The organism is Staphylococcus equorum (genome assembly GCF_029531845.1).
GTDB classification, from domain to species: Bacteria; Bacillota; Bacilli; order Staphylococcales; family Staphylococcaceae; genus Staphylococcus; species Staphylococcus equorum_C.
In genome coordinates this window covers 284,868-309,666 of record NZ_JAMBPV010000002.1, presented here as the reverse complement: position 1 = coordinate 309,666, position 24,799 = coordinate 284,868, and the positions used below count along the sequence as shown (strand labels likewise).

Genomic DNA, 24,799 nt, shown 5'->3' with positions numbered 1-24,799 from the left:
AGGAGGAATTAGCATGCGCGTAAACGTAACTCTAGCTTGTACTGAATGTGGAGAAAGAAACTACATTACTACAAAAAATAAACGTACTAATCCTGAACGTATAGAAATGAAAAAACATTGTGCTCGTGACAACAAACACACTATGCACCGTGAAACAAAATAATTCATATTTTGAACCAGATTCTATTATTAGAATCTGGTTATTTTTTTATGAAAAGTAAATTGATTAATCTTTTAAAAATGCAGTTTAATGACATTGTAATTCATTAACGTTATAATAATAGGAGTATAATTAACGGGAAGGTGTATGTTATGAGTAAAAAAGTATTACGCCAAGATAAGATTGAATTAATGAAATCTTTTATGTCTAATAATCATAAACAAGCTTCAGATGAATATCTTGCCAATCATTTATTTGATACAAGTGAATATAAATCAGCAAAACGCGTAGGCATTGTATTATCTATGCCACATGAAGTAAATACATATTCTATCATTGAACAAATGCTTAATGAAGGTAAGACTGTTTTTGTACCTGAAACAAATTATAAAAGCAAAAAAATGACATTTAAACATGTAGATAGTCTTGATCATATTGGACCAGATGATAAAGAAATTAATCATGTGGTAGCCGATACGGAAATTTCAAATCAATTAGACTTATTAATTGTTCCTGGCGTGGTATTTAATCATAGTGGATATCGCATTGGATACGGTGGTGGCTATTTTGATAAGTTTTTAAGTCAAAATGCCCAACCGACGATAAGTTTACTTTATGACTTCCAACTTGGTGACTTTGAAGTTGAATCACATGATCAGCCCGTTGAAAAATTAATAATAGCAACAACTTAATTATGGAGGCAGAAATGATTACAGAAAAACATTATTGGAAGTGTATCTACACTTGGATTAAATATTTTAATTATCATGTTGTTCATCGTAATCAAGATGATAGTGAAATTTGGTTAGCAAATAAGAAAAAACAGTCTGTTGCTATCTTTGAATTTGGTGCAAATTCCACTCAAGAAGTTAGATTTTCTAAAAGTAGAATTCAAGAAAACGAAGAGAATATCGTTTCGTTTTTAGATTTTTCACCTAAAAATTATGAATTATACATATTCACAGATAAAGTTTTTACCGACGAAAATTTAAATGAGTTAAAACCACTTAAATTTAAAGTGAAAATTATTAGAGAAGCAAGTCACGCTGAAAGAATTATGCCGAATTTCATAATGAAGAAGGTTTATAATCGAGATACTAAACTAACAAAATATCAATATAAGCAACGTGCGTTAAATAATAATCCCATTGAAAAACATATGTTGAAGTTTTCTCCTGTAACCTACACATTAATTGCAATCAATATTATTATCTGGCTTGCAATGGTTCTGTTTTTAAATCGATTTTCAGATTTGAAAATGTTAGATGTGGGTGGACTTGTGCACTTTAATGTTGTACATGGTGAATGGTATAGATTGATTTCATCTATTTTTCTACATTATGATTTTGAACACATTTTAATGAATATGCTAAGTTTATTCATTTTTGGTAAAATTGTGGAGTCTATCGTAGGTCATTGGCGTATGTTTGTTATCTACATTATTGCTGGACTGTTTGGTAATTTTGCATCATTGTCATTCAATATTGACACTGTTTCTGCAGGTGCGAGTGGGGCAATATTCGGCTTGATTGGTGCTATATTCGGCTTTATGTATGTAGGAAAACAGTTTAATCGTAAGCTGATTGGTCAGTTGCTAATTGTTCTTGTAATAATGATAGGATTATCCTTATTTATGCAAAATATTAATATTGTCGCACACATAGGCGGCTTTGCAGGTGGTCTATTAATTACATTAATCGGCTATTATTACAAAACGAATCAAAATCGCTTTTGGTTCTTATTAATTCTAATGCTTGTTTTATTTATAGCAGCACAAATTCGTATTTTTACAATCAATGAAGATAACATATATAATACAATTATTTCGAATGAAATGAAGCAAGGCCAATATAATGAAGCCAAAGATATGGTTGAAGATACGATAAATAAGAACTATGCAGATGACGAAACATATTATCTGCATGGACTTATCAATGCAACCTTAAACTCAAAATCTGAAGGTGTCGCAAGTTGGGAAAGAGGCTTGAGATATTTTCCTGACTCAGGTCTTTTAAATTATCAACTAGCGATTGCAAGTAGGTCTCTTGAAGATGATGACGAAGCAAAAAAATATATAAAAGCTGCGCTAAAGGCAGATCCAAGTAATAATGATTATATTAATTTAAATAAAGAATTGAGCGATGATAGTGAATCAAAAGATTAACAACTTTTATGATGTACTTCAGCTTTTAAAAAAGTTTGGCTTTATTATATATTTTAAAGACAAAAATGATATGTATGAAATGATGGAACAAGAAATAAAATCATTATATGATTATAAATTATTAACAAATGATGAATATTTAAAATGTATATTAATTATAAATCAAAGAAGAATGAATAAATAAGATTCTATCCCTTGTAACCGCTGTGTTTACAGGGGGTTTGCTTTAGTTAAGAATGAAAAAGACCAAAATTTCATGCTAGATATGCTTTCTAGTTATCGAATCATTTGTTTGTCTATGTTTTCTGTAGCTTGAGTATATATTTGTAGCATTGTCTTTTCATGCTTATATCTGCACGTTTCATAATTACTTTTAGTGAAATATTCATTTTTACTAGTAAACTAATATGAGTGAAGCAGAATGGACCCAATGTAACTTTTTTATTAATTCCTAATTTCAACACATCCTCTTTTTGAGAGGTTTTATTTTTTTGTTCAAAAAAACTATACTCATATGTTTTCATTTGCCTGTGTATGAGGCTTTAATCTTCACGTAGTAGTGATATTTAATATTACTTTGCGTATTTTTAAATATTTCTGTTCATGTTACTATTATTTGCTAAAAATGCTATAAATATAAAAGGCATTATTAAATTCTCATAAAAAAGACTAGACGAGTTAACATCTGGTCTATCCTGATTTAACCGGGGATGAGCTACTTTATTGATTAGAAAGTAGAATAGTTACCACGAACTGTTACTTGTGATATACCAAATGCTTCAGACATAATCACTTCATAAACAGAATGATATGATGGATGAAATCAAACAAGATTTGAAGAAGTATTCGAACGAAATACGGTTTGACTCCTAGAAAGGAGTAGCATGACTGATTATGAAATGCTGATGGTTGTTTTATCAATCATTGGTTTAGTATTAATTAGTGAAAATGACTATAAAAAATAACCATCGCTAACTTTGGTAGGTTCGATGGTTATTAAGTATATAATTTAAGAACAAGACCACCGTCTTTTTAATGGGCTCATTTGGACGATGCACGTATGTGTGTTGCCCTTTTCTATTTATAAGTTAACAAAACATAAAATTATAATCAAATTTTATGAAATTGGATAAATATTAGTAAAGTCCTACCTAGATAAACAGGTGTGTATTGTTCATTATAATTGCAATTGAGAATTGATTAAGATTAAAATGTATATAAGGAAATATCTAATGATATTTTAAGTGTAAAAAAGGGTTAATTATTTTAAAAACGGTGGAAACCATGAAGTACATATTGGTGTAAAATCTCCAAAACCCTTGATATATAAGAGTTTTTAAACTACAGTGAAAGAAAGTAGACCCTTTCAAAAAAACAGAGAAGGATGAATAAATAAATGAATAAAATCATATTAGCAGCAGATATTGGTGGAACAACATGTAAATTAGGTGCTTTTGACGAAAATCTTGATCGCATAGCAAAATGGTCAATTGATACTGATACGTCTGATGCTACCGGCTATTTACTACTAAAAAATGTTTATGATTCTTTCGTAAATTATATAGATGAATCTGACTATACTTTTTCTAACGTCATCGGTGTCGGTATAGGTGTCCCAGGTCCAGTGAATTTTGAAACGGGCGAAGTAAATGGGGCAGTTAATTTATATTGGACTGAAAGTGTTAATGTACGACATATATTCCAACAGTTTGTAGATTGCCCAGTTTACGTTGATAATGATGCGAATGTTGCAGCATTAGGTGAAAAACATAAAGGCGCTGGTAATGGTTCAGATGATGTTGTGGCTATAACACTAGGAACTGGCTTAGGTGGCGGTATTATTTCTAATGGAGAGATTGTACATGGTCATAATGGTTCTGGTGCAGAGATTGGACACTTTAGGGTAGACCATGATCAGCGTTTCCGTTGTAATTGTGGTAAGTCAGGTTGTATTGAAACCGTTGCGTCTGCAACCGGTGTAGTTAATTTAGTCAATTTTTACTATCCTAAGTTAACGTTTAAATCATCAATTTTACAGTTAATTAAAGATAATGAAGTAAGTGCAAAAGCAGTATTCGATGCGGCGAAAGCTGGAGATCAATTCAGTATTTTTATTACTGAACGTGTAGCAAATTATATTGCGTACTTATGCAGTATTATTAGTGTTACAAGTAACCCTAAATATATTGTTTTAGGTGGTGGCATGTCCACAGCTGGTTTAATATTAATTGAAAATATTAAAACAGAGTATCATAATTTAACATTTACACCAGCACAACAAGGTACAGAAATAGTTCAAGCACAACTTGGAAATGATGCTGGTATTACCGGAGCAGCCGGTTTAATTTATACTTATATAATTGAAAAGGATGGTGTTAAATAATGGCTATAGTTGATGTAGTTGTTATACCAGTCGGTACAGATGGTCCGAGTGTTAGTAAATATATTGCAGAAATACAAACAAAATTAAAAGAATATAAAGCGCAAGGCAAAATAGATTATCAATTGACGCCTATGAACACATTAATTGAGGGTGACTTAAAAGATTTATTTGAGGTCGTTCAAGCAATTCATGAATTACCTTTTGATAAAGGTTTAGACCGTGTTTGTACGAATATAAGAATTGATGATCGTCGTGATAAGTCTCGCAAAATGAATGATAAGGTGAAAGCTGTCCAAAATCATTTGGAAAATGGGGGCAACTAGGGTGAGAATTTCGAGTTTAACTTTAGGTTTGGTTGATACAAATACGTATTTTATTGAAAATGATAAGCAAGTCATTTTAGTAGATCCTGCCAGTGATAGCGAGTTAATAATTAAAAAGCTAAATCAAATTAATAAATCGTTAAAAGCGGTATTGTTAACACATGCACATTTTGACCATATTGGCGCGCTAGATGATATTATTAATAAATATGATGTGCCAGTTTATATGCATAAATCAGAATTTGATTTTTTAACAAATACTGAAAAAAATGGTTCTGAAAAGTTCAAACAATATGGCATGCCAATTATAAAGAGTAAAGCGACACCAATAGCACTTAAAGAAGGTAAAGCACAAATCGCTGACTTTAATTTCGAAGTCCTTCACACACCTGGACATTCTCCAGGTAGTTTATCATTCGTTTTCAATGAATTTGCGGTTGTTGGTGATACATTGTTCAATCAAGGTATAGGCAGAACAGATTTGTATAAAGGTGATTATGAAACTTTAGTTAATTCCATACTGGATAAATTATTCAAGCTAGACGATGATTTACCATTATTCCCAGGTCATGGGCCGCATACTACAGTTGAGGATGAGCAATTAAATCCTTATTTACACGGTTAATATATAGTCATGTCAATTAAGATTATAAATTTGGCTAAAAAATATAATAAGCAAAGTAATTTCGTCACCTCCTACGTGTTTATAAGTAGGAGGTGATTTTTTTGAAGTTATTATTCAACAATGTACTTGAGAAAGCGATCCAGAGAAATGCTACTGATATACACTTTATACCTTCTGATAAGGAGGTGTATATCAAATTTAGAATTCAGGATGATTTAACTTTTATTGAGTCGATTCAGACACATGTTTATAGAAAACTGCTTACTTATATGAAATATCAAGCTGGATTAGATGTATCGAAACATAATTCCGCACAAAGTGGCAGATACATATACAAACTAAAACAAATATTTTATTTAAGAATCTCTACGTTACCATTGTCTCTCGGTAATGAAAGTTGTGTTGTAAGAATCATTCCCCAATATTTTCAAAAGCAAAATATCACCCAGAATATCGAAAATTTGTATGCATTAATGAATAAAAAGCAAGGTTTAATACTATTTAGTGGTCCAACTGGGTCTGGTAAAAGCACACTAATGTATCATATGGTTATGTATGCAAAAGAAAAGTTAGGATTAAATATCATAACAGTAGAAGATCCTGTGGAACAGTTAGTTGAAGGTATTACTCAAGTCTCAATCAATGAAAAAGCAGGTATTAATTATGAGAGTTCTTTTAAGGCGATACTAAGGTGTGACCCAGACATTATACTTATTGGAGAGATTAGAGACCCCATGATTGCAAAATATGTAATTCAAGCAAGCTTAAGTGGTCACTTGGTACTAACTACAATACATGCTAACAATTGTAAGGGTGCATTATTAAGATTATTAGAAATGGGCATAACCAAACAAGAAATGAATCAATCTATTTTGAGTGTGTTAAATCAAAGACTGATTACAACATATAACAGTGAAAGAAAATTAATATATGAGCAGTTACTACAACACGATATAAGTTATTTTTTTAATAATGATTACACATTACCAAAGCATTTTCATAATTTATCGTTTCATTTAAATCAAATGTCTAAAGAAGGTGTGATTTGTGAAGAAACAGTTTATCGCTACGTTTAAAACACCCAAATATAAGATAATAACCGCAAAAAATCAAATAGAGCTTCTAATAAGATTGAAAGATTTACTTGAACATGGATTCACACTTTCTGAAGCCTTTAGCTTTTTATTACAACATATTAAAGTTAAATCACCTAAAGTAACTGCCTTAATTGAAGAAGAATTAAAAAATGGTGCGAGCTGTCATCAAATACTTCACATATTAAAATATCCAAAGCCTGTGGTGATGCTTATTTATTTCTCGGAGATATTTAGTGATTTACCTATGAGTTTAGCTCATGCGCATGATTATTTATTGAGAAATTATAAAGCTAAAAAAGCGCTACTAAAAACACTACAATATCCTTTATTATTATTAATGATATTCATCACGATGTTAATCGTTGTAAATCACACTATTATTCCAGAATTTCAAAATTTATATAGCAATATGGATGTGCAAACATCGACTTTACAACAATTTTTATCGACATTAATTATCGGTCTTCCTACTTTCATAACTTACTTCATTATATTTCTGTTAATTACTTCAATAGCATTTATACTTTATTACAACACTTTATCCATACAGCATAAACATAAAGTTGTTTTAACATTTCCTATCATTCGCAAATTTTTCAAACTTTATAAAACATATCGAATTGCTTCTGAATTCTCTTTGTTTTATAAAAATGGTGTGAACTTACAAAAAATAGTAGAAATTTATGCTCAACAACACAATGATAAGTATTTAAATTTTTTAGCTGAGCGAATCGCACTTGGCACTCAAAACGGATTAAAACTCAGTGAAATTTTAACTAATATCGCTTGTTTTGAAAAAGGATTAACAGAATTTATAGAAGAAGGAGAGAAAAAAGGTAGAGTTGAAATAGAATTAAAATTATATAGCGAGATGATTATTTCACAAATAGAACGTTACTTGCAACTCCTCATAAAATTTATTCAACCTTGTATTTTCACATTATTAGCTTTTCTCATCGTATCTTTATACCTCGTTATTATGTTACCAATGTTTGATTTAATGCAAACAATTAAATGAAAAGGAAAGAAGCATATGCACTTTATGAAAAACTTTAAAAAACTATTTAATAAAGAAGCATTTACACTCATCGAAATGTTGCTTGTTTTATTAATTATAAGTTTACTGCTTATTTTAATTATTCCTAACATTGCAAAACAATCATCACATATACAAACTACTGGTTGTGAAGCTCAACTGAAAATGATAGACAGTCAAATTGAAGCTTATTCTTTAAAATACAATAAAAAGCCAACATCAATTGATGATCTTGTATCAGAAGGCTATATTAACGAAAACCAAAAACGATGTAAAACTGGTTCGATAATTTCAATAAATAATGGTGAAGCAGTTGCTAATTAGTAGGGCATTTACTTATATAGAAATGCTATTGGTTTTAGGTATTGCAAGTTTGTTATTATTTTTACAAGTAAGATACATCTCTCTAAATGATTATTCACTTCAATCGAATAATCATTCTATGACTAATTTAATTATGCAATTTAACTATTTAAAATCTAAAGCAATTAAAGATAATCAACCAATCACTTTAATCTTCAACACTTTTTCCTCGAAGATTATTATTAGAGAACCTCAACATGAAAATCCTACTATACAGTTAACTAAAAATACCTATATTCATCCGAGCACAAATATAAATTATTTAACTTTTAATAAAAATGGTGATACTAATAAATTTGGAACACTTTATCTATCTATAAATAACCGATTATATAAAATCATTTTCCACATTGAAAAAGGAAGGATGAGATTTGAAAAAATATAATGTCACTGCTTCTTTATTTTTAGATGCTATTATATCTTTCTCTATTATTACTACTATCTGTGTATTATTTTTACCAATGTTATTACAATTAAATCAAGTTACGAAAGAAAAATTATCACAAATTGAAATGAAAAGAATCTTATTACTTTCAATGCATCACTACAGTACACCAGAATTGAAAAAGGGATTGATTTTGGATGAATATAATTTAACTTTGAAAGAGCATAAAATTTGTATAATAAAAAGGAAAACAAGAAATGCACTTTGCTATTATAAAAAAGATTAATGCTTTCACTTATATCGAGGTGCTATTTGCATTAATGATAACTGTATTGTTACTAACGATAATTCCTCCATTATTCAAATCAACTACAACTTTGAGTATTCTAGCTAATGATCATTTAAATATAGAAAGTGAATTTTTTGCGAGAGATTTAACTCAAGATTTAATGAACAGAAAGGCTAATATAATTATAGATAAATCAAAAGAAACTCAACTTTTAATTAAAGAGAAAAATAAACTGATTTCTTATAGATTTAAAAATAATAAAATTATTAAATCTATTAATGGAAAAGGGAATATTACATTACTTAATAACGTAAAAGCTATGAAATTTCAGTTTTCAGAAAATAAATCTTTAGTTGTTAACTTAAAAATATTTGATAAGGATAAGACATTTGAAAAACAAATTCATTTTTAATATATCGGGCTACATATATCCTTTTGTGATGGTTATTTTTATGCTATATTTATCTTTAATAACAATCTATACGTTTCAATTTAGCGTCCAGCTAAAAACGTTAGACAATATTGAATCTTATTATGAAAAACAAATCAATTTATTTATAAAAAAGGAAGATATTTTTGAAGAATAACATTTTAGAGCCAATTATCCTTATAGGATTTATGGGAACTGGTAAGACAACTTTAGGTAAATATCTTGCTAAAGCTAATCACCTCACTTATGTTGATTTAGACGCCTATATCATTCAACAAGAGAACAAAACAATTCCTCATATTTTTGAACAATTAGGTGAAAGTGGTTTTCGTTCATTAGAATATAAGTACTTAAAACAGTGTATTGATCGTTTTGATATCATTTCTACTGGTGGTGGCATTATAGAAGGCGACAAGTCATACACCCTCTTAAAACAACAAACTAATATTATTTGGTTAGATTGTGATTTGACAATTGTTTACAATAGAATCAAAAATGATAACAACAGACCGAATGCTAATAATAAATCATTTTCCGATTTAAAAAGCTTGTATTCATCTAGGGTTTCAAGATATAATGAAATCGCATTCAGAAAAATGAATAGTAGTAATTCTCTTTCAGATTTACACAAAGAAATCATGGAAGAGTTAACATGCGAATGACCAGTATTAGAGAGAATGGCAAGTTATATTATATATAACATTAGCCCATCGCCGAAGGTGCAAGTTTAACGAAACTCTCAGGCAAAAGGATAATACTGTGACGCATTCCTGGAGTATCTTAAACAGGGTAGCTTAGTCTACTCTGTTTTTTTTTATAAAATTTTTAGGAGGTTTCTTCATGTCTAACGAACTAAAACATACGCCGCTTTACCAAAATTTTGTTGATAGTGGTGCTAAAATTGTAGAATTTGGTGGCTGGGCAATGCCAGTTCAGTTTTCAAGTATAAAAGAGGAACATAATGCAGTAAGAACTGAAATTGGCTTGTTTGATGTAAGTCATATGGGAGAAATTATTATTAAAGGCTCTGAAGCAGATGAGTTAGTACAATATCTTCTTTCAAATGATATTGAGAACTTAACTACTACTAAAGCTCAATATACCGCGTTATGTAACGAAAATGGTGGGATTATTGATGATTTAATTACTTATAAGTTAGATGAAAAAGTTTATCTATTAGTAGTAAATGCTGGGAATACAGATAAAGATTTTGAATGGATGAAAGAAAATGCTACAAATTTTGATGCAGAAGTAATTAATGCATCAAATGACTATGGTCAATTAGCAGTTCAAGGTCCTAAAGCACGTGATTTAGTTAAACAACATGTTAACGTTGACGTAGCAGAAATGAAACCTTTTGATTTTAAACAAAACGTTGAATTCTTTGGAAAGAATGTAATCCTTTCGCAGTCAGGTTATACAGGTGAAGATGGATTCGAAATTTATTGTAATGCAGAAGATACACCTTACTTATGGGAAAAAATTCTTGAATTCGGTGTACAACCTTGCGGACTAGGTGCAAGAGATACATTAAGACTTGAAGCTGGACTGCCACTACATGGTCAAGACTTAACGGAGTCTATAACACCATATGAAGCTGGTATTGCATTTGCTGCAAAACCATTAATCGAAGCTGACTTTATTGGTAAAAGTGTACTAAAAGACCAAAAAGAAAATGGTTCAAAACGACGAACTGTTGGTCTAGAAATGATAGACAAAGGTATCCCAAGAACTGGTTACACAGTCTATGATGTAGATGGCAATGAAATTGGTGAAATCACTTCTGGTACACAGTCGCCATTGAGTGGTAAATCAATTGGTTTAGCTTTAATCAATCGCGACGCTTTTGAAATGGGTAAAGAAGTGATTGTACAAGTTAGAAAAAGACAACTTAAAGCTAAAATTGTTAAGAAAAACCAAATTACTAAATAATCCAAAGGGGTGTTACTATGAGTCATCGTTATATTCCATTAACAGAGCAAGATAAAAAGGAAATGTTAGATACTATTGGAGCTAATTCTATTGAAGAACTTTTTGGAGACGTTCCAAAAGAGATTTTACTGGGAAGAGAGTTAGCTATACCTGATGCTGAATCAGAAACAACATTGAGTAAGCGATTAAGCAGAATTGCTAACAAAAATATTACTAAAGAAACGCATTCGTCATTTTTAGGTGCAGGGGTATATGATCACTATGCTCCAGCTGTTGTTGATGCAATGATTTCACGTTCAGAATTTTATACTGCGTATACACCTTATCAACCAGAAATTTCCCAAGGTGAATTACAAGCAATTTTCGAATTTCAAACGTTAATTTGTGAATTAACTGATATGGATATAGCTAACTCATCAATGTATGATGGCATTACAAGTTTTGCAGAAGCATGTATATTAGCTTTCAACCAAACTCGTAAAAATAAGGTTGTTGTATCTAAAGGTTTACATTATCAAGCCTTACAGGTATTAAGAACATATGTTAAAACACGTGAAGAATTTGAAATCGTTGAAGTTGATTTAGATGGTACGATTACAGATTTAGAAAAGCTTGAAGCAGCGGTTGATGATGATACAGCAGCAGTTGCTGTACAATATCCAAACTTCTATGGCTCTGTTGAAGATTTAGAAAAAATCAATTCATTCATTGAAGATAAAAAGGCTTTAATGATTGTATATGCAAACCCACTTGCATTAGGTTTATTAACACCTCCGGGTAGTTTTGGAGCAGATATTGTTGTCGGAGATACCCAACCATTTGGTATACCTGCACAATTTGGCGGTCCTCATTGTGGTTTCTTCGCGACAACTAAAAAATTAATGAGAAAAATACCTGGACGTTTGGTAGGACAAACTGAAGATGGAGAGGGCAATCGTGGTTTTGTATTAACTTTACAAGCACGCGAACAACATATTCGTCGTGATAAAGCGACATCAAATATTTGTTCAAACCAAGCATTAAATGCTTTAGCTTCCTCAATTTGTATGTCAGCTTTAGGTAAACAAGGTATTTATGATATCGCGGTACGAAACTTTGAAAATGCTAATTATGCTAAAGATCAGTTCAAACAAGCTGGTTTTGAAGTTGCTAATGGCACATCTTTTAATGAGTTTGTAGTTAAATTCGACAAACCAGTTAAAGAAGTTAACGATGCACTAATTGAAGAAGGAATTATCGGAGGATTTGACTTAAGCGAAGCTTCTGACGACTTTAATAATCATATGTTAATTGCTGTAACAGAATTAAGAATGAAAGATGAAATAGATACATTTGTTAAGAAAGCAGGTGAATTAAATGGTAGTAAGTAAATCTAGTCCACTAATTTTCGAACGTTCTAAAAAAGATCGTTATGCATACTCGTTACCACAGAAAGAAATTAATAATGGTGCTGTAGATAAATTGTTAGATGATAAATTCATCAGAAAAAACAAAGCAGAATTACCAGAAGTTGCAGAATTAGATTTGGTACGCCATTATACTGAACTCTCAAACAAAAACTTTGGTGTTGATTCAGGTTTTTATCCATTAGGTTCATGTACGATGAAGTATAACCCTAAAATTAATGAGAAAATTGCTAGAATACCAGGGTTTGCAGAATCACATCCATTACAAGATGAATCACAAGTACAAGGTTCATTAGAAATTATTCATAGTTTGCAAGAAGAGTTAAAAGAAATTACAGGTATGGATGAAGTTACATTACAACCAGCTGCTGGTGCACATGGTGAATGGACTGCATTAATGATTTTCAAAGCTTATCATCAAAAAAATGGTGAAGGTCATCGTGATGAAGTTATCGTTCCTGACTCAGCACATGGTACGAACCCAGCTTCAGCTGCATTTGCAGGATTTAAAGCAGTTACAGTGAAATCGAACGAACGTGGTGAGGTTGATATTGATGATTTGAAACGCTTAGTTAATGAAAAAACGGCTGCAATTATGCTCACAAATCCTAATACTTTAGGCATTTTTGAAAAGAATATCATGGATATCAGAAATATCGTTCATGAAGCAGGCGGCTTATTATACTATGATGGTGCTAACCTAAATGCGATCATGGATAAAGTAAGGCCAGGTGATATGGGCTTTGATGCTGTTCACTTAAATTTACACAAAACGTTCACAGGGCCTCATGGTGGCGGTGGACCTGGTTCAGGTCCAGTAGGCGTTAAGAAAGAACTTGCTAGTTTCCTACCAAAACCTATGGTTGTTAAAGAAGGCAATGAATATAAATACGATAATGATATTGAAAATTCAATCGGGCGTGTTAAACCGTTCTACGGCAACTTCGGCATTTATTTAAGAGCCTATACTTACATTCGTACGATGGGTAATAAAGGTCTTGAAGAAGTTTCAGAAGCTGCTGTGTTAAATGCTAACTATATTAAAGCTCGATTAAAAGACCACTTTGAAATTCCATATGAACAACATTGTAAACATGAATTTGTTTTAAGCGGTTCTAAACAAAAAGAACACGGTGTGCGTACATTAGATATGGCTAAACGTTTATTAGATTTCGGTGTTCATCCACCTACAATTTATTTCCCACTTAACGTGGATGAAGGTATGATGATTGAACCAACAGAAACTGAATCTAAAGATACTTTAGATTATTTCTGTGATAAAATGATTGAAATAGCTACGGAAGCTAAAGAAGATCCTGATAAAGTATTGGAAGCACCTCATACTACAATTATAGATAGATTGGATGAAACGAAAGCTGCACGTCATCCAGTATTGAAATTTGAAAATCTGCGTTCAGAAAAAGAATAAAACACTTGGGTAATGAATACTCTTTCTCATAATAAAAGTACTACTCCGTTAAAATTTTAATAGGAGTAGTACTTTTTTCGTTATATAATTCTTATGATCCATTCAATTCACCTTATTATGCCGAAGTGTTTAATTAAACAATCATACTTCTTTTGTAACGTGCTAAAGCCTGCAAGGGAATAATGACTGAAAGTTTACTGAATCACAATCTCTTTTATTAACTTTTATAGATATGAAAATAGCGGATTATTAACCCAACAAGGTCAATAATCCGCTATAAAAATGAGTATGTAGATTTAAGCTAATATAAATCAAATTTTATAAACTCAATACTTGTTTATATATTTATTTTTTTGACTTAATCTTACCAGTCCACTTTTTATATCCACCTTTTAGCATGTAGATATCTGTATAACCATTCTTCTTTAATGTTCTAGCAGCACGATAACTCGCAATGCCATTAGCATCACATAGATAAATAGGTTGATCTGTTCTCAAGCCCTGATATCTTTGCTTAAACATTGTAATTGGAATGTTACGTGCACCGTTAATGTGTCCGTAATCATAATCAACTTTTTCTCTTACATCAATAACTTGAGCTTTGCGTAAACCATTATGGAATTCATTTTGGCTTAATTCTGTGACTGCTCTCTTGTTAAGAAGATAATTGATTAGCATGTAAGCGATGATTATTATTAATGCTGCTAACGCTATAAACCAAAAATTACTCATCTTGCATCCTCCCTAATTAACCGATATTATATATTATAAGACTGTTAGCACAATTTATCAAAATTTTTTTATTAAATTTATTGGATAATGCTGACAAACTTAGACAATTAGTGCAAACGATAACATAAAATGAGTGTTAGCACAATTTAATTTATTGATTGGGGTTTTTAGTGTGACTGAATCTTGGAATTTTATAAATACAGGAAGTAATGATCCATATTTCAATATGGCAATGGATGAAGCGCTACTTAATTTTGTTTCTAGAGGAGAAATAGATCCAGTTATTAGATTTTATACGTGGAATCCAGCAACATTATCTGTCGGTTATTTCCAAAGACTGACTAAAGAAATAGATATAGAAAAAGTACAAGAAAAAGGGTATGGTTTAGTCAGACGTCAAACAGGTGGCAGAGGCGTGCTACATGACAAAGAACTTACATATAGTGTTATTGTACCAGAATCTCATCCAGAGATGCCCACGACTGTAACAGAGGCATACAGAGTCATATCGGAAGGCTTGTTAGAAGGCTTTAAATCTTTAGGCTTCGAAGCATCCTTTTCTATCCCTCGCTCAAAAGAAGAACGAGCGAAACTAAAACAGCCGAGAAGTGCAGTATGTTTTGATGCTCCTAGTTGGTATGAATTAGTTGTAGAAGGACGTAAAATAGCGGGCAGTGCGCAGATTCGTCAAAAAGGAGTCATTTTACAACATGGTTCATTGTTGCAAGATGTCGACATTGATGATTTATTCGATATGTTCATTTTTAAAAACGAACGTTTAAAAGATAATATGAAACAATCTTTCGTAGAAAAAGCAGTAGCAATTAATGATATTTCAGACCGTCATATTACAATCCCTGAAATGGAAGAGGCATTTGAGATAGGTTTCAAGAAAGGATTGAACATCGATTTCAAACCACTGAACTTAACGCATAAACAACAAGAAGAAGTGAATGAACTCACTGAAAAATATAAAGCTGACGAATGGAACTACCGTAAATAAGCTCTTTAAAGTCAAAAATGTGAGGGTACAGTCTTTAATGACTGCATCCTCACATTTTTTGATTACATATAAAGTTAGATAGATTTGAATAAAAGTTTTAAGAGTAAGATAGCACGATAAAATTATTTTTTTCTATTACGTCTTTTATATTTTCTTTGTGCTCGTTTATACTTTCGTTGATCTTCTGTTAAAAAGAAGAAGTAATATATCGCATATATAATCCCTGCAAATACAGCAAAACTAATTGCCATACTAACAAAGCTGAATATAAACGCATCTAAATTGAGGATCAACCCAACTGCTGCTATTGCGATTATTATATAAAATATTGCTCGTTTCAATTTATAACACTCCTATTTAGTTGTTAACTTTGTTTATTATCGATACTAATGGTTGATAAGGTTTTTTGCCCTTTTTTAAGTTTCTTCTTATCTTTCTCGCTATAACCATCTCTAATATCATTCATTGCTGAACTAAGATCTTTATTTAATTTAGTGATGTTTTTCTTTTTACCCTCGTCTTCATCACTCATTTTATCTTTATCAATATCATTTTCATATGTAGTGTGCGCAGAATCGATTTTATTAGTAATATCAGTCAACTTCCCAAGAATCTTTTTGTCATTTTTATTTTTTGTTACATCACTTTCAATATCATTATACTGATCAATTGCTTTTGCTATATTTTGATAATATTTAGATGATGCTTTTAAATTTGTTACTTTCTTTTTATTACTTTGAGCTTGTTTAATGTTTTCTTTATCTTTCTTAAGTGAAGCTACATTTGTTTTTTCTTTGTCGATAGTTTGCTCTAATTCTTGAATATTACTTTTTAATTTATGATTTTCATCACGGAGTTGTGTAGTCTTTTCTTCTAAAGGACCCAAATTTTGACTACCACAACCTACTAGTAAACATGAAGCACCTAATATAGCTACAATTTTTTTCTTCATAACTCTCTCCTAATTCAAAAACTATATATTTACATAATAATTATGCTATCATTTTAATGTATAAAAAGAAAATGTACAAATTTATTGAATGGGAGGAAGACAGATGACTAGAATAGATAAACTGAATTCTGCCTTAAAAACAAAACATTTGGAAGCAATTGTTGTATTAACTGATTTTAATAGAAGATATTTATCAGGATTTACAGGCACGAGTGGTGCGCTCGTTATTACAAAGGATAAAAATTTATTAATTACAGACTTTAGGTACATAGAGCAAGCAACTTCCCAAACTACACAATTTGAGATTATTAAGCAAAAAGGTGGTCTCATAGAAGAAGTTAAAGCACAATTGGAAAAATTAGACGTGCAAAATGTAGGTTTTGAAGGTGATTTAGTCAGCTATGATACATACTTACAATTAAGCAAATCCTACATCAGCTTAATCAGCGTTTCAGGTTTGATTGAAAAAATTAGAGAAGTTAAAGATGATAGCGAAATTAAACTTATTCAAAAAGCTGCGGAAATTGTTGACGAGACGCATGAGTATATCTTAACTGTTGCAAAATCAGGTATGACTGAACAACAATTAAAAGCTAAATTAGAAAGTAAAATGCTAGAACTAGGCTCAGAAGGTACTTCATTCGATACAATTGTCGCCTCAGGAGTCAGAGGTGCATTACCACACGGTGTCGCAAGTGATAAAGTAATTAATCAAGGCGAACTGATTACTTTAGATTTCGGTGCGTATTATAAAGGCTATTCATCTGATATCACACGTACGTTTGCTATAGGCGAGCCTGATCCTAAACTAAAAGAAATTTACAATATTGTCCTAGAAGCTAATATAAAAGGCATTGAAGCCGCTAAAAAAGGTATTACAGGCAAAGCTTTGGATGCTGTCGCTAGAGATTATATTACTGAACAAGGATATGGTGAAGCGTTTGGTCATTCACTGGGACATGGGATAGGTTTAGATGTACACGAAGGGCCCAATCTATCTAGAAAATCAGAAGCTAAATTAGAGATAAATAACTGTGTTACAATTGAACCTGGTATTTATTTAGACGGATTAGGTGGCGTTCGCATTGAAGATGATGTTTTAATTACAGAAAATGGTTGTGAATGCTTTACTAAATGCTCTAAAAACCTTATTATTTTATAGAAGACCTTATAATTGAGGAGGAAACTGAATGATTTCGGTTAATGATTTTAAGACAGGCTTAACAATTGCAGTAGACAATGGTATTTGGAAAGTATTAGATTTCCAACACGTAAAACCAGGTAAAGGATCTGCATTTGTGCGTTCAAAATTACGTAATTTAAGAACTGGTGCTATCCAAGAAAAAACATTCAGAGGCGGCGAAAAAGTTGAAACTGCTATGATTGAAAATCACCGCATGCAATATTTATATGCAGATGGTGATACACATGTTTTCATGGATAACCAAACATTTGAACAAACAGAATTAGAAGCTGACTATTTAGAAAATGAATTAAATTTCTTGAAAGCTAACATGGAAGTTCAAATTCAAACTTACCAAAGTGAAACACTTGGTGTTGAATTACCAAAAACTGTTGAACTTACAGTAACAGAAACAGAACCTGGTATAAAAGGTGATACTGCTAACGGAGCAACAAAATCAGCTACAGTAGAAACTGGTTATACTCTAAATGTGCCGTTATTTGTAAATGAAGGCGACACACTTATAATTAACACAGGTGACGGCAGTTATATTTCAAGAGGTTAATACTTATAAAAGTAATCATAATTATTATTTTTTAATTTATCCCATATCTATTAATAACCTTTCCAATTCATGAAGTGTTGGAAAGGTTATTTTATTTTTTCATTTTATAATAAAACAAACTACTGTTATAGTAGTGTTATTCAAAAGAATTTAAAATTAATATCAATTATTTGCAATAACATAGCCCTATTACATTAAAAAAACGTTATAATAAATAGAATTATCATTAAATTATATCTATATAGAACTCTATAAAAGATAAACACTTTATTATTGAAAGCATGTATATGCTTGAATTGAACATTTCACTAAAGTAAAATAAACTAGGTAAATGAAAATAATCTGAAGGAGTCAGTACTTATGAATTTTAAAGAAATTAAAGAATTAATAGAAATTCTTGATCAATCTAGCTTGACTGAAATTAATATAGAAGATAAAGGCAACATTGTTAATTTAAAAAAAGAAAAAGAAACTGAAATCATTACACCTCAAATTTCACAACAACCAATGCAACAAGTTTCTCCACAACAAGGTGTAATGTCAACTCCTGTAGGTATCCAAAGTGCAGAGGAAGTAACTACAAACGCAGTGGAAGACAACTTACAAACAATTAATGCACCAATGGTAGGGACATTTTACAAATCACCATCACCTGAAGAAAGTGCATATGTAAAAGTTGGAGATTCAGTTACAAATGAATCAACAGTATGTATATTAGAAGCAATGAAGTTGTTTAATGAAATACAAGCTGAAGTAACTGGAGAAATTGCTGAAATTTTAGTAGAAGACGGTCAAATGGTAGAGTATGGCCAACCGTTATTCAAGGTGAAATAATGAATAAGATATTAATTGCTAATAGAGGAGAGATTGCGGTAAGAATCATTCGTGCATGTCACGATTTAGGATTACAAACTGTGGCTATATACTCTGAAGGAGATAAAGACGCTTTACATACTCAAATTGCTGATGAAGCATATTGCGTTGGCCCAACACAATCTAAAGATTCTTATTTAAATATCCCAAATATTTTATCTATCGCAACGTCAACAGGATGTGACGGTATACATCCTGGTTACGGATTTTTAGCGGAAAATGGTGATTTCGCTGAACTATGCGAAGCCTGCCAACTGAAATTTATTGGTCCAAGTTACGAATCTATCCAAAAAATGGGTATTAAAGATGTTGCTAAAGAAGAAATGAAACGTGCTGAAGTGCCGGTTGTCCCAGGTAGTGAAGGCCTTGTAAAAGATATCAACGATGCAAAAGGCATTGCCGATAAAATTGGTTATCCAGTAATTATTAAAGCAACTGCTGGCGGTGGCGGTAAAGGTATCCGTGTCGCTCGTGATGAAAAAGAATTGGAAAATGGCTTTAAAATGACACAACAAGAAGCAGAAACTGCATTCGGTAATGGTGGTCTTTATCTTGAGAAATTCATCGAGAATTTCAGACATATAGAGATTCAAATAATGGGAGATAGTTTTGGTAACGTTGTCCATTTAGGTGAGCGTGATTGTACTATACAACGTAGAATGCAAAAACTTGTAGAGGAAGCGCCATCTCCAATTTTATCTGAAGAAAAACGTCAAGAAATGGGTAATGCTGCAGTTAGAGCAGCAAAAGCTGTTAATTATGAAAACGCAGGCACAATTGAATTTATATATGATTTAGATTCTAATGATTTTTACTTCATGGAAATGAATACACGAATCCAAGTTGAACACCCAGTAACAGAAATGGTTACAGGCGTAGATTTAGTGAAATTACAATTGAAAGTTGCAATGGGCGAAAAATTACCTTTTAAACAAAAAGATATCAAAATCGAAGGACATGCAATGGAGTTCCGTATCAATGCAGAAAATCCATATAAAAACTTCATGCCTTCTCCAGGTCAAATCACCCAGTATTTAGCACCAGGTGGCTTTGGCGTTAGAATTGAATCAGCATGTTATACTAATTATACGATTCCACCATATTATGATTCAATGGTTGCCAAACTCATTGTACATGAGCCAACTAGAGAAGAAACGATTATGACAGGTATACGCGCGTTAAGTGAGTATCTCGTTTTAGGTATAGATACTACGATTCCATTCCATATTCGTTTATTAAACAATGAAATTTTCAGAAGCGGAGAGTTTAATACTAATTTTCTTGAAAAATATAATATCATGGATGATCAAACTAAATAGGAGGTATGTGAAATGGTCAAAGTATCAGAAACCTCACATTCCAATTTAGGGAAAATAGAAATTGCACCTGAGGTATTAACAGTTATAGCAAGTATTGCAACAGCTGAAATAAAAGGTATACAAGGTCATTTTAAAGAATTAAAAAATAGTAGTATCGAAAGATTTACTAGAAAGCAGTTGAGCAAAGGTGTTAAAGTTGATACGAGAGAAGATGGTATCTATATCGATGTATATTGTTCATTGTCATACGGTATCAACATTTCAGAAACTGCGAAAACGATCCAAAGCACTATTTTTAATTCTGTAACAACGATGACAACAATTGAACTTAGCCAAATCAACGTTCACATCACACATATTGAACCAACAAATTAAAATTATATAAGCAAATTTACTTTAAATACATTTTATGGATATGTAATAACGAATATTTCAATATATTTGTTATTACTTTTCACAAATAATTTACAAAAATACAATGCTTGAAGGAGTTTATAATGAGTCGAAAAGAATCCAGAACACAAGCCTTTCAAACTCTTTTTCAACTTGAAATGAAAAATAGCGAATTAACAATAGAAGAAGCAATTAGTTTTATTAAAGATGAAAACCCAGACTTAGAATTTGATTTTATCAACTGGTTAGTAACTGGGGTGAAAGATCACGAAACGATTTTAGATGAAAAAATCCAACCAAACTTAAAAGATTGGACCCTAGACCGTTTATTGAAAACAGATCGCATTATCTTAAGAATGTCTACTTTTGAATTGTTACATAGTTCAACACCACAAAAAGTAATTATAAATGAAGCTGTTGAATTAGCGAAACAATTCAGCGATGATGCTCATTATAAATTCATCAATGGTGTATTGAGCAATATTGAATAAAAGAGTGATATAAAATGGCAGACTATTTAAGTGTTTCCGCATTAACTAAATATATTAAATATAAATTTGACCAAGATCCCCACCTACAATCTGTATTGATTAAAGGGGAACTCTCTAACTTCAAAAAGCATAGTAGTGGTCATCTTTATTTTAATGTCAAAGATAAAAACAGTGTCATTAGTGCAATGATGTTTAAAGGCAATGCTTCTAAAATTGATTTTGATCCTAAAGAAGGAGACGAAGTATTATTAGAAGCACGCGTTTCTGTTTATGAGCGTAGAGGGAATTATCAAATCTATGTTAATAAAATGCATATTGATGGTGTAGGTAATTTATACCAAAAATTAGAACAACTGAAAAAGAAATTAACTAAAGATGGTTTTTTCGATCAAAATCATAAAAAGTTAATACCTAAATATCCTAAAAAAATAGCAGTACTAACTGCAGGTACTGGCGCAGCTATTAGAGATATTCATACTACGATAAATAGTCGATATCCTCTAGCTGAACAAGTACAAATTAATACTTTAGTACAAGGTGAACAAGCTAAAAATGATATAGTCGAAAAGATAAAACAGGCCGATCAATTGAATGTTGATACAATTATTATAGGTCGTGGTGGGGGTTCTATAGAAGATTTATGGAACTTTAACGAAGAAGATGTAGTAAAAGCGATATATTTTTGTGAAACACCGATTATATCTGCTGTTGGACATGAAACCGATTTTACATTAAGTGACTTCGTAGCTGATGTACGTGCTGCTACGCCAACGCAAGCAGCAGTTATGGCCACACCAGACCAATATGAATTACGTCAATACTTAAAGCAAACGAACCTTTCACTCACTCGTTTTATCAAACAACATATGCAACAACAAAGAAAATATTTGGAACATGTAACTTCATATTACAAATTCCAAACACCAACTTTGTTATATGATCAGCAAATTCAAAAACGTGATGATTTAGAAAAGCAGTTAAGCCTATCAATGAATTTAAGGATTAAAAATGAACAACAACAATTACAATTGTTAACTAATAAATTTAACTTGAAGAATTTCAAACAAAATATTAATAGAGAACAATTAACAAATAATCAAAAGCGTACAGATTTAAATAAAGTCATGAACAATTTTATTACCAATCAACAAAATAAGCTTGCTAGTAAACTAGAAAGCTTAAATAATTTAAGTCCAACAAACACAATGTTACGTGGCTATACAATTGTAAATAAAGATGATGATGTAATAACGAGTACAAATGACTTAGCTGAAAATGATAACATTGTATTAACAATGAAAGATGGCATTGTTGATGCACAAGTTAAGAAAGTAAGGTGTAAAGATGAGTAATAGTAATACACAAAGTTTTGAAGAAATGATGAAAGAACTCGAAGGTATCGTTCAAAAACTTGATAATGAAAATGTATCATTAGAAGAATCTTTAAATTTATATCAACGTGGTATGAAACTATCTGCAACTTGTGATGAAACATTAAAAGATGCTGAAAAGAAAGTCAATGAGCTTATGACTGATGAAAATGTTGAAAACGAGGAGACGATTGATAACGATGGCGAATAACAAAATGAATAATTTAATAGAAGAAATTAATCAAAAGTTATCTACAACTATTCCAGAGTCTTCCCTTAACACTAATATAGAAGAGAGTATGCGTTATTCTTTAGAAGCAGGCGGTAAACGAATAAGACCTGTCTTATTATTATTAACTTTAGATATGTTATCAAATGAATATAAATCAGGATTATCAGCTGCCCTAGGATTAGAAATGGTCCATACGTATTCATTAATTCACGATGATTTACCACCATTAGACAATGATGATTATCGTAGAGGACAACTTACAAATCATAAAATTTTTGGTGAATGGAAAGCGATACTTGCTGGAGATGCATTGCTTACCAAAGCTTTTGAAATCATTACTAACGACCCTAGTCTAAATGATACAGTTAAGATTAAACTGATTAAACGTTTATCATTTGCGAGCGGTCACTTAGGAATGGTAGGTGGCCAAGTATTAGATATGCAAAGTGAAGGTTCATCTATAGACATAAATACACTCGAAAAAATTCATAATGCTAAAACTGGCGCGCTACTTAAATTTGCAGTTATGGCTGCCGTTGATATTGCCGAACCAGAGCAATCTGTAGCAAAACTTTTAGAAACATACAGTGAACACTTAGGTTTAATGTTTCAGATTAAAGATGATTTGCTCGATATTTATGGTGACGAAGCAAAATTAGGAAAAGCAGTAGGTAGTGATATTGAAAATGATAAAAGTACTTACGTATCTTTATTAGGTCAAACTGGTGCAGAAGAGAAGATGAAATTTCATACTGACGCTGCATACCAGTGTTTAAACGAATTACCGGATTCTTATAATACTCAAGATCTTGAAGCTATTATTGAATTGTTTAATAATCGTGAATCATAATACGGTGCATTAGATAATTAGTATAACGTTTTTCAATCTTTAAATTTTTCTCAGTTAATAAATACTTAACAGCTAAAAAAATCATGCTACATATATGTAGCATGATTTTTTTATTGAGTAAATATATATTATTCAATAATTATTCATCAATTTAATAATTATTTTACATAATACACTGAATTTTTACACCTATTATATGAATGGCTTGTAGTGACATTTTACTGATATATAGCATTATTAACGTTATATATTTAACGGCATTTCAAATTAACTTTAGTAGTAGAATTCACATGCTTGTGGTAAAATAAATGTATAAATATTCGTTTACAGAGGTGCTATACATGGCTAAAAAATCAGTGAGACATATAAAAATAAGAGAAATCATATCAAATGAAAAGATAGAAACACAAGATGAATTAGTAAAACGTTTAAATGAGTACGAATTGAATGTCACACAAGCAACAGTTTCAAGAGACATTAAAGAGTTACAACTTATAAAGGTACCGACGCCTGCTGGACAATATGTCTATAGTTTGCCTAACGACCGAAAATATCATCCTTTAGAAAAATTAGGTAGATATTTAATGGATTCATTTGTAAATATTGACGGAACTGGTAATTTATTAGTTCTAAAAACATTACCTGGTAATGCTCAGTCAATCGGTGCAATTTTAGACCAAATTGATTGGGAAGAAGTTTTAGGAACTATTTGTGGTGATGATACTTGCTTAATTATCTGTAGAGATGATTCAGCAAGCGAAAAAATTAAGACACGCATCTTTAATTTATTATAAGTATAAGGAAGTGATATAAG

General features: G+C 31.2%; 32 protein-coding genes and 1 riboswitch. Of the genes, 29 read left to right on the top strand and 3 right to left on the bottom strand.

The genetic code is table 11. The features are described 5' to 3' along the window. The first annotated feature begins 13 nt into the window (after positions 1–13). The 18 genes from rpmG (at position 14) to gcvPB (ending at position 14,022) form a co-directional block, all read left to right on the top strand. Positions 14–163, top strand: coding sequence for a 50S ribosomal protein L33 (gene rpmG / locus M4L39_RS03795; RefSeq protein ID WP_002483181.1), 150 nt, complete (start codon positions 14–16; stop codon positions 161–163). Between the two features lie 149 nt (positions 164–312). Further along, the gene (locus M4L39_RS03790; RefSeq protein WP_277580826.1) at positions 313–852 is read left to right on the top strand and encodes a 5-formyltetrahydrofolate cyclo-ligase; all 540 of its coding nucleotides are present in this window, start codon (positions 313–315) and stop codon (positions 850–852) included. Between the two features lie 14 nt (positions 853–866). Continuing rightward, on the top strand, positions 867–2,324 hold the full coding sequence (locus M4L39_RS03785; RefSeq protein ID WP_277580825.1) for a rhomboid family intramembrane serine protease: 1,458 nt from the start codon (positions 867–869) through the stop codon (positions 2,322–2,324). After that, positions 2,308–2,508, top strand: a complete 201-nt coding sequence (locus M4L39_RS03780; protein WP_002512453.1) for a YqgQ family protein — start codon at positions 2,308–2,310, stop codon at positions 2,506–2,508. Before M4L39_RS03785 ends, M4L39_RS03780 begins: the two co-directional genes overlap by 17 nt. 700 nt (positions 2,509–3,208) lie before the next feature. After that, positions 3,209–3,289 carry a hypothetical protein gene (locus M4L39_RS14590; RefSeq protein ID WP_431197624.1) on the top strand — a complete coding sequence of 27 codons (81 nt, stop codon included), beginning with the start codon at positions 3,209–3,211 and terminating at the stop codon, positions 3,287–3,289. A 431-nt stretch (positions 3,290–3,720) separates the two neighbouring features. Then, positions 3,721–4,707, top strand: a complete 987-nt coding sequence (locus M4L39_RS03775) for a glucokinase (RefSeq protein WP_277580824.1) — start codon at positions 3,721–3,723, stop codon at positions 4,705–4,707. Next, entirely contained in the window at positions 4,707–5,030 is a 324-nt protein-coding gene (locus M4L39_RS03770) for an MTH1187 family thiamine-binding protein (protein WP_277580823.1), read from the top strand. Before M4L39_RS03775 ends, M4L39_RS03770 begins: the two co-directional genes overlap by 1 nt. A gap of 1 nt (position 5,031) precedes the next feature. Next, positions 5,032–5,655, top strand: a complete 624-nt coding sequence (locus tag M4L39_RS03765; RefSeq protein WP_277580822.1) for an MBL fold metallo-hydrolase — start codon at positions 5,032–5,034, stop codon at positions 5,653–5,655. A gap of 101 nt (positions 5,656–5,756) precedes the next feature. After that, positions 5,757–6,731, top strand: a complete 975-nt coding sequence (gene comGA, locus M4L39_RS03760; RefSeq protein ID WP_277580821.1) for a competence type IV pilus ATPase ComGA — start codon at positions 5,757–5,759, stop codon at positions 6,729–6,731. Beyond that, a complete protein-coding gene (gene comGB, locus M4L39_RS03755) occupies positions 6,703–7,770 on the top strand; it encodes a competence type IV pilus assembly protein ComGB (protein ID WP_277580820.1) in 1,068 nt (355 codons plus the stop codon). Before comGA ends, comGB begins: the two co-directional genes overlap by 29 nt. A gap of 24 nt (positions 7,771–7,794) precedes the next feature. Beyond that, a complete protein-coding gene (gene comGC, locus M4L39_RS03750; RefSeq protein WP_277580819.1) occupies positions 7,795–8,112 on the top strand; it encodes a competence type IV pilus major pilin ComGC in 318 nt (105 codons plus the stop codon). After that, complete coding sequence (comGD, locus tag M4L39_RS03745; protein ID WP_277580818.1) at positions 8,090–8,536, top strand: competence type IV pilus minor pilin ComGD; 447 nt, start codon at positions 8,090–8,092, stop codon at positions 8,534–8,536. The genes comGC and comGD overlap by 23 nt, the downstream gene beginning before the upstream one ends. Further along, positions 8,523–8,822 carry a hypothetical protein gene (locus tag M4L39_RS03740; RefSeq protein WP_277580817.1) on the top strand — a complete coding sequence of 100 codons (300 nt, stop codon included), beginning with the start codon at positions 8,523–8,525 and terminating at the stop codon, positions 8,820–8,822. The genes comGD and M4L39_RS03740 overlap by 14 nt, the downstream gene beginning before the upstream one ends. Before the next feature lie 34 nt (positions 8,823–8,856). Then, on the top strand, positions 8,857–9,237 hold the full coding sequence (locus M4L39_RS03735) for a ComGF family competence protein (RefSeq protein WP_277580816.1): 381 nt from the start codon (positions 8,857–8,859) through the stop codon (positions 9,235–9,237). 164 nt (positions 9,238–9,401) lie between these two features. Beyond that, positions 9,402–9,917 carry a shikimate kinase gene (locus M4L39_RS03730; RefSeq protein ID WP_277580815.1) on the top strand — a complete coding sequence of 172 codons (516 nt, stop codon included), beginning with the start codon at positions 9,402–9,404 and terminating at the stop codon, positions 9,915–9,917. Next, positions 9,914–10,020: riboswitch (glycine riboswitch) on the top strand. It overlaps the preceding gene by 4 nt. A 75-nt stretch (positions 10,021–10,095) precedes the next feature. After that, positions 10,096–11,187, top strand: coding sequence for a glycine cleavage system aminomethyltransferase GcvT (gcvT, locus tag M4L39_RS03725; protein WP_277580814.1), 1,092 nt, complete (start codon positions 10,096–10,098; stop codon positions 11,185–11,187). 17 nt (positions 11,188–11,204) lie between these two features. Further along, positions 11,205–12,557, top strand: coding sequence for an aminomethyl-transferring glycine dehydrogenase subunit GcvPA (gene gcvPA / locus M4L39_RS03720; protein WP_277580813.1), 1,353 nt, complete (start codon positions 11,205–11,207; stop codon positions 12,555–12,557). Further along, positions 12,544–14,022 carry an aminomethyl-transferring glycine dehydrogenase subunit GcvPB gene (gene gcvPB, locus M4L39_RS03715; protein WP_277580812.1) on the top strand — a complete coding sequence of 493 codons (1,479 nt, stop codon included), beginning with the start codon at positions 12,544–12,546 and terminating at the stop codon, positions 14,020–14,022. Before gcvPA ends, gcvPB begins: the two co-directional genes overlap by 14 nt. A 345-nt stretch (positions 14,023–14,367) precedes the next feature. On the opposite strand, the gene M4L39_RS03710 is transcribed toward gcvPB, so the two are convergent. Beyond that, on the bottom strand, positions 14,368–14,754 hold the full coding sequence (locus tag M4L39_RS03710) for a rhodanese-like domain-containing protein (protein ID WP_277580811.1): 387 nt from the start codon (positions 14,752–14,754) through the stop codon (positions 14,368–14,370). A 172-nt stretch (positions 14,755–14,926) separates the two neighbouring features. Here M4L39_RS03710 and M4L39_RS03705 point away from each other — a divergent pair, with 172 nt between their 5' ends. Further along, positions 14,927–15,757 carry a lipoate--protein ligase family protein gene (locus M4L39_RS03705; protein WP_277580810.1) on the top strand — a complete coding sequence of 277 codons (831 nt, stop codon included), beginning with the start codon at positions 14,927–14,929 and terminating at the stop codon, positions 15,755–15,757. Between the two features lie 122 nt (positions 15,758–15,879). Here M4L39_RS03705 and M4L39_RS03700 read toward each other — a convergent pair whose 3' ends face one another. Both M4L39_RS03700 and M4L39_RS03695 read right to left on the bottom strand, forming a co-directional pair. After that, the gene (locus M4L39_RS03700; RefSeq protein WP_277580809.1) at positions 15,880–16,098 is read right to left on the bottom strand and encodes an SA1362 family protein; all 219 of its coding nucleotides are present in this window, start codon (positions 16,096–16,098) and stop codon (positions 15,880–15,882) included. A 23-nt stretch (positions 16,099–16,121) separates the two neighbouring features. Continuing rightward, positions 16,122–16,709, bottom strand: coding sequence for a hypothetical protein (locus tag M4L39_RS03695; protein WP_277580808.1), 588 nt, complete (start codon positions 16,707–16,709; stop codon positions 16,122–16,124). 103 nt (positions 16,710–16,812) lie between these two features. Here M4L39_RS03695 and M4L39_RS03690 point away from each other — a divergent pair, with 103 nt between their 5' ends. The 10 genes from M4L39_RS03690 (at position 16,813) to ahrC (ending at position 24,779) form a co-directional block, all read left to right on the top strand. Continuing rightward, the gene (locus M4L39_RS03690; RefSeq protein WP_277580807.1) at positions 16,813–17,871 is read left to right on the top strand and encodes a M24 family metallopeptidase; all 1,059 of its coding nucleotides are present in this window, start codon (positions 16,813–16,815) and stop codon (positions 17,869–17,871) included. A 28-nt stretch (positions 17,872–17,899) separates the two neighbouring features. After that, the gene (gene efp / locus M4L39_RS03685) at positions 17,900–18,457 is read left to right on the top strand and encodes an elongation factor P (RefSeq protein ID WP_277580806.1); all 558 of its coding nucleotides are present in this window, start codon (positions 17,900–17,902) and stop codon (positions 18,455–18,457) included. 360 nt (positions 18,458–18,817) lie between these two features. After that, positions 18,818–19,291 (top strand): acetyl-CoA carboxylase biotin carboxyl carrier protein, encoded by a 474-nt coding sequence (gene accB / locus M4L39_RS03680; RefSeq protein WP_277580805.1) that lies wholly within the window; start codon positions 18,818–18,820, stop codon positions 19,289–19,291. Continuing rightward, positions 19,291–20,649: an acetyl-CoA carboxylase biotin carboxylase subunit gene (accC, locus tag M4L39_RS03675; protein ID WP_277580804.1), complete on the top strand. Its 1,359-nt coding sequence runs from the start codon at positions 19,291–19,293 to the stop codon at positions 20,647–20,649. The genes accB and accC overlap by 1 nt, the downstream gene beginning before the upstream one ends. A 12-nt stretch (positions 20,650–20,661) precedes the next feature. Continuing rightward, the gene (locus tag M4L39_RS03670) at positions 20,662–21,024 is read left to right on the top strand and encodes an Asp23/Gls24 family envelope stress response protein (protein WP_277580803.1); all 363 of its coding nucleotides are present in this window, start codon (positions 20,662–20,664) and stop codon (positions 21,022–21,024) included. 122 nt (positions 21,025–21,146) lie between these two features. Continuing rightward, complete coding sequence (gene nusB / locus M4L39_RS03665; RefSeq protein ID WP_277580802.1) at positions 21,147–21,533, top strand: transcription antitermination factor NusB; 387 nt, start codon at positions 21,147–21,149, stop codon at positions 21,531–21,533. Between the two features lie 14 nt (positions 21,534–21,547). After that, the gene (gene xseA / locus M4L39_RS03660) at positions 21,548–22,885 is read left to right on the top strand and encodes an exodeoxyribonuclease VII large subunit (protein ID WP_277580801.1); all 1,338 of its coding nucleotides are present in this window, start codon (positions 21,548–21,550) and stop codon (positions 22,883–22,885) included. Beyond that, positions 22,878–23,114 (top strand): exodeoxyribonuclease VII small subunit, encoded by a 237-nt coding sequence (locus tag M4L39_RS03655; RefSeq protein ID WP_046465408.1) that lies wholly within the window; start codon positions 22,878–22,880, stop codon positions 23,112–23,114. The genes xseA and M4L39_RS03655 overlap by 8 nt, the downstream gene beginning before the upstream one ends. Next, entirely contained in the window at positions 23,104–23,985 is an 882-nt protein-coding gene (locus M4L39_RS03650; protein ID WP_277580800.1) for a polyprenyl synthetase family protein, read from the top strand. Before M4L39_RS03655 ends, M4L39_RS03650 begins: the two co-directional genes overlap by 11 nt. Positions 23,986–24,326: 341 nt before the next feature. Continuing rightward, positions 24,327–24,779: a transcriptional regulator AhrC/ArgR gene (ahrC, locus tag M4L39_RS03645; protein ID WP_002507526.1), complete on the top strand. Its 453-nt coding sequence runs from the start codon at positions 24,327–24,329 to the stop codon at positions 24,777–24,779. Positions 24,780–24,799: the final 20 nt, after the last annotated feature.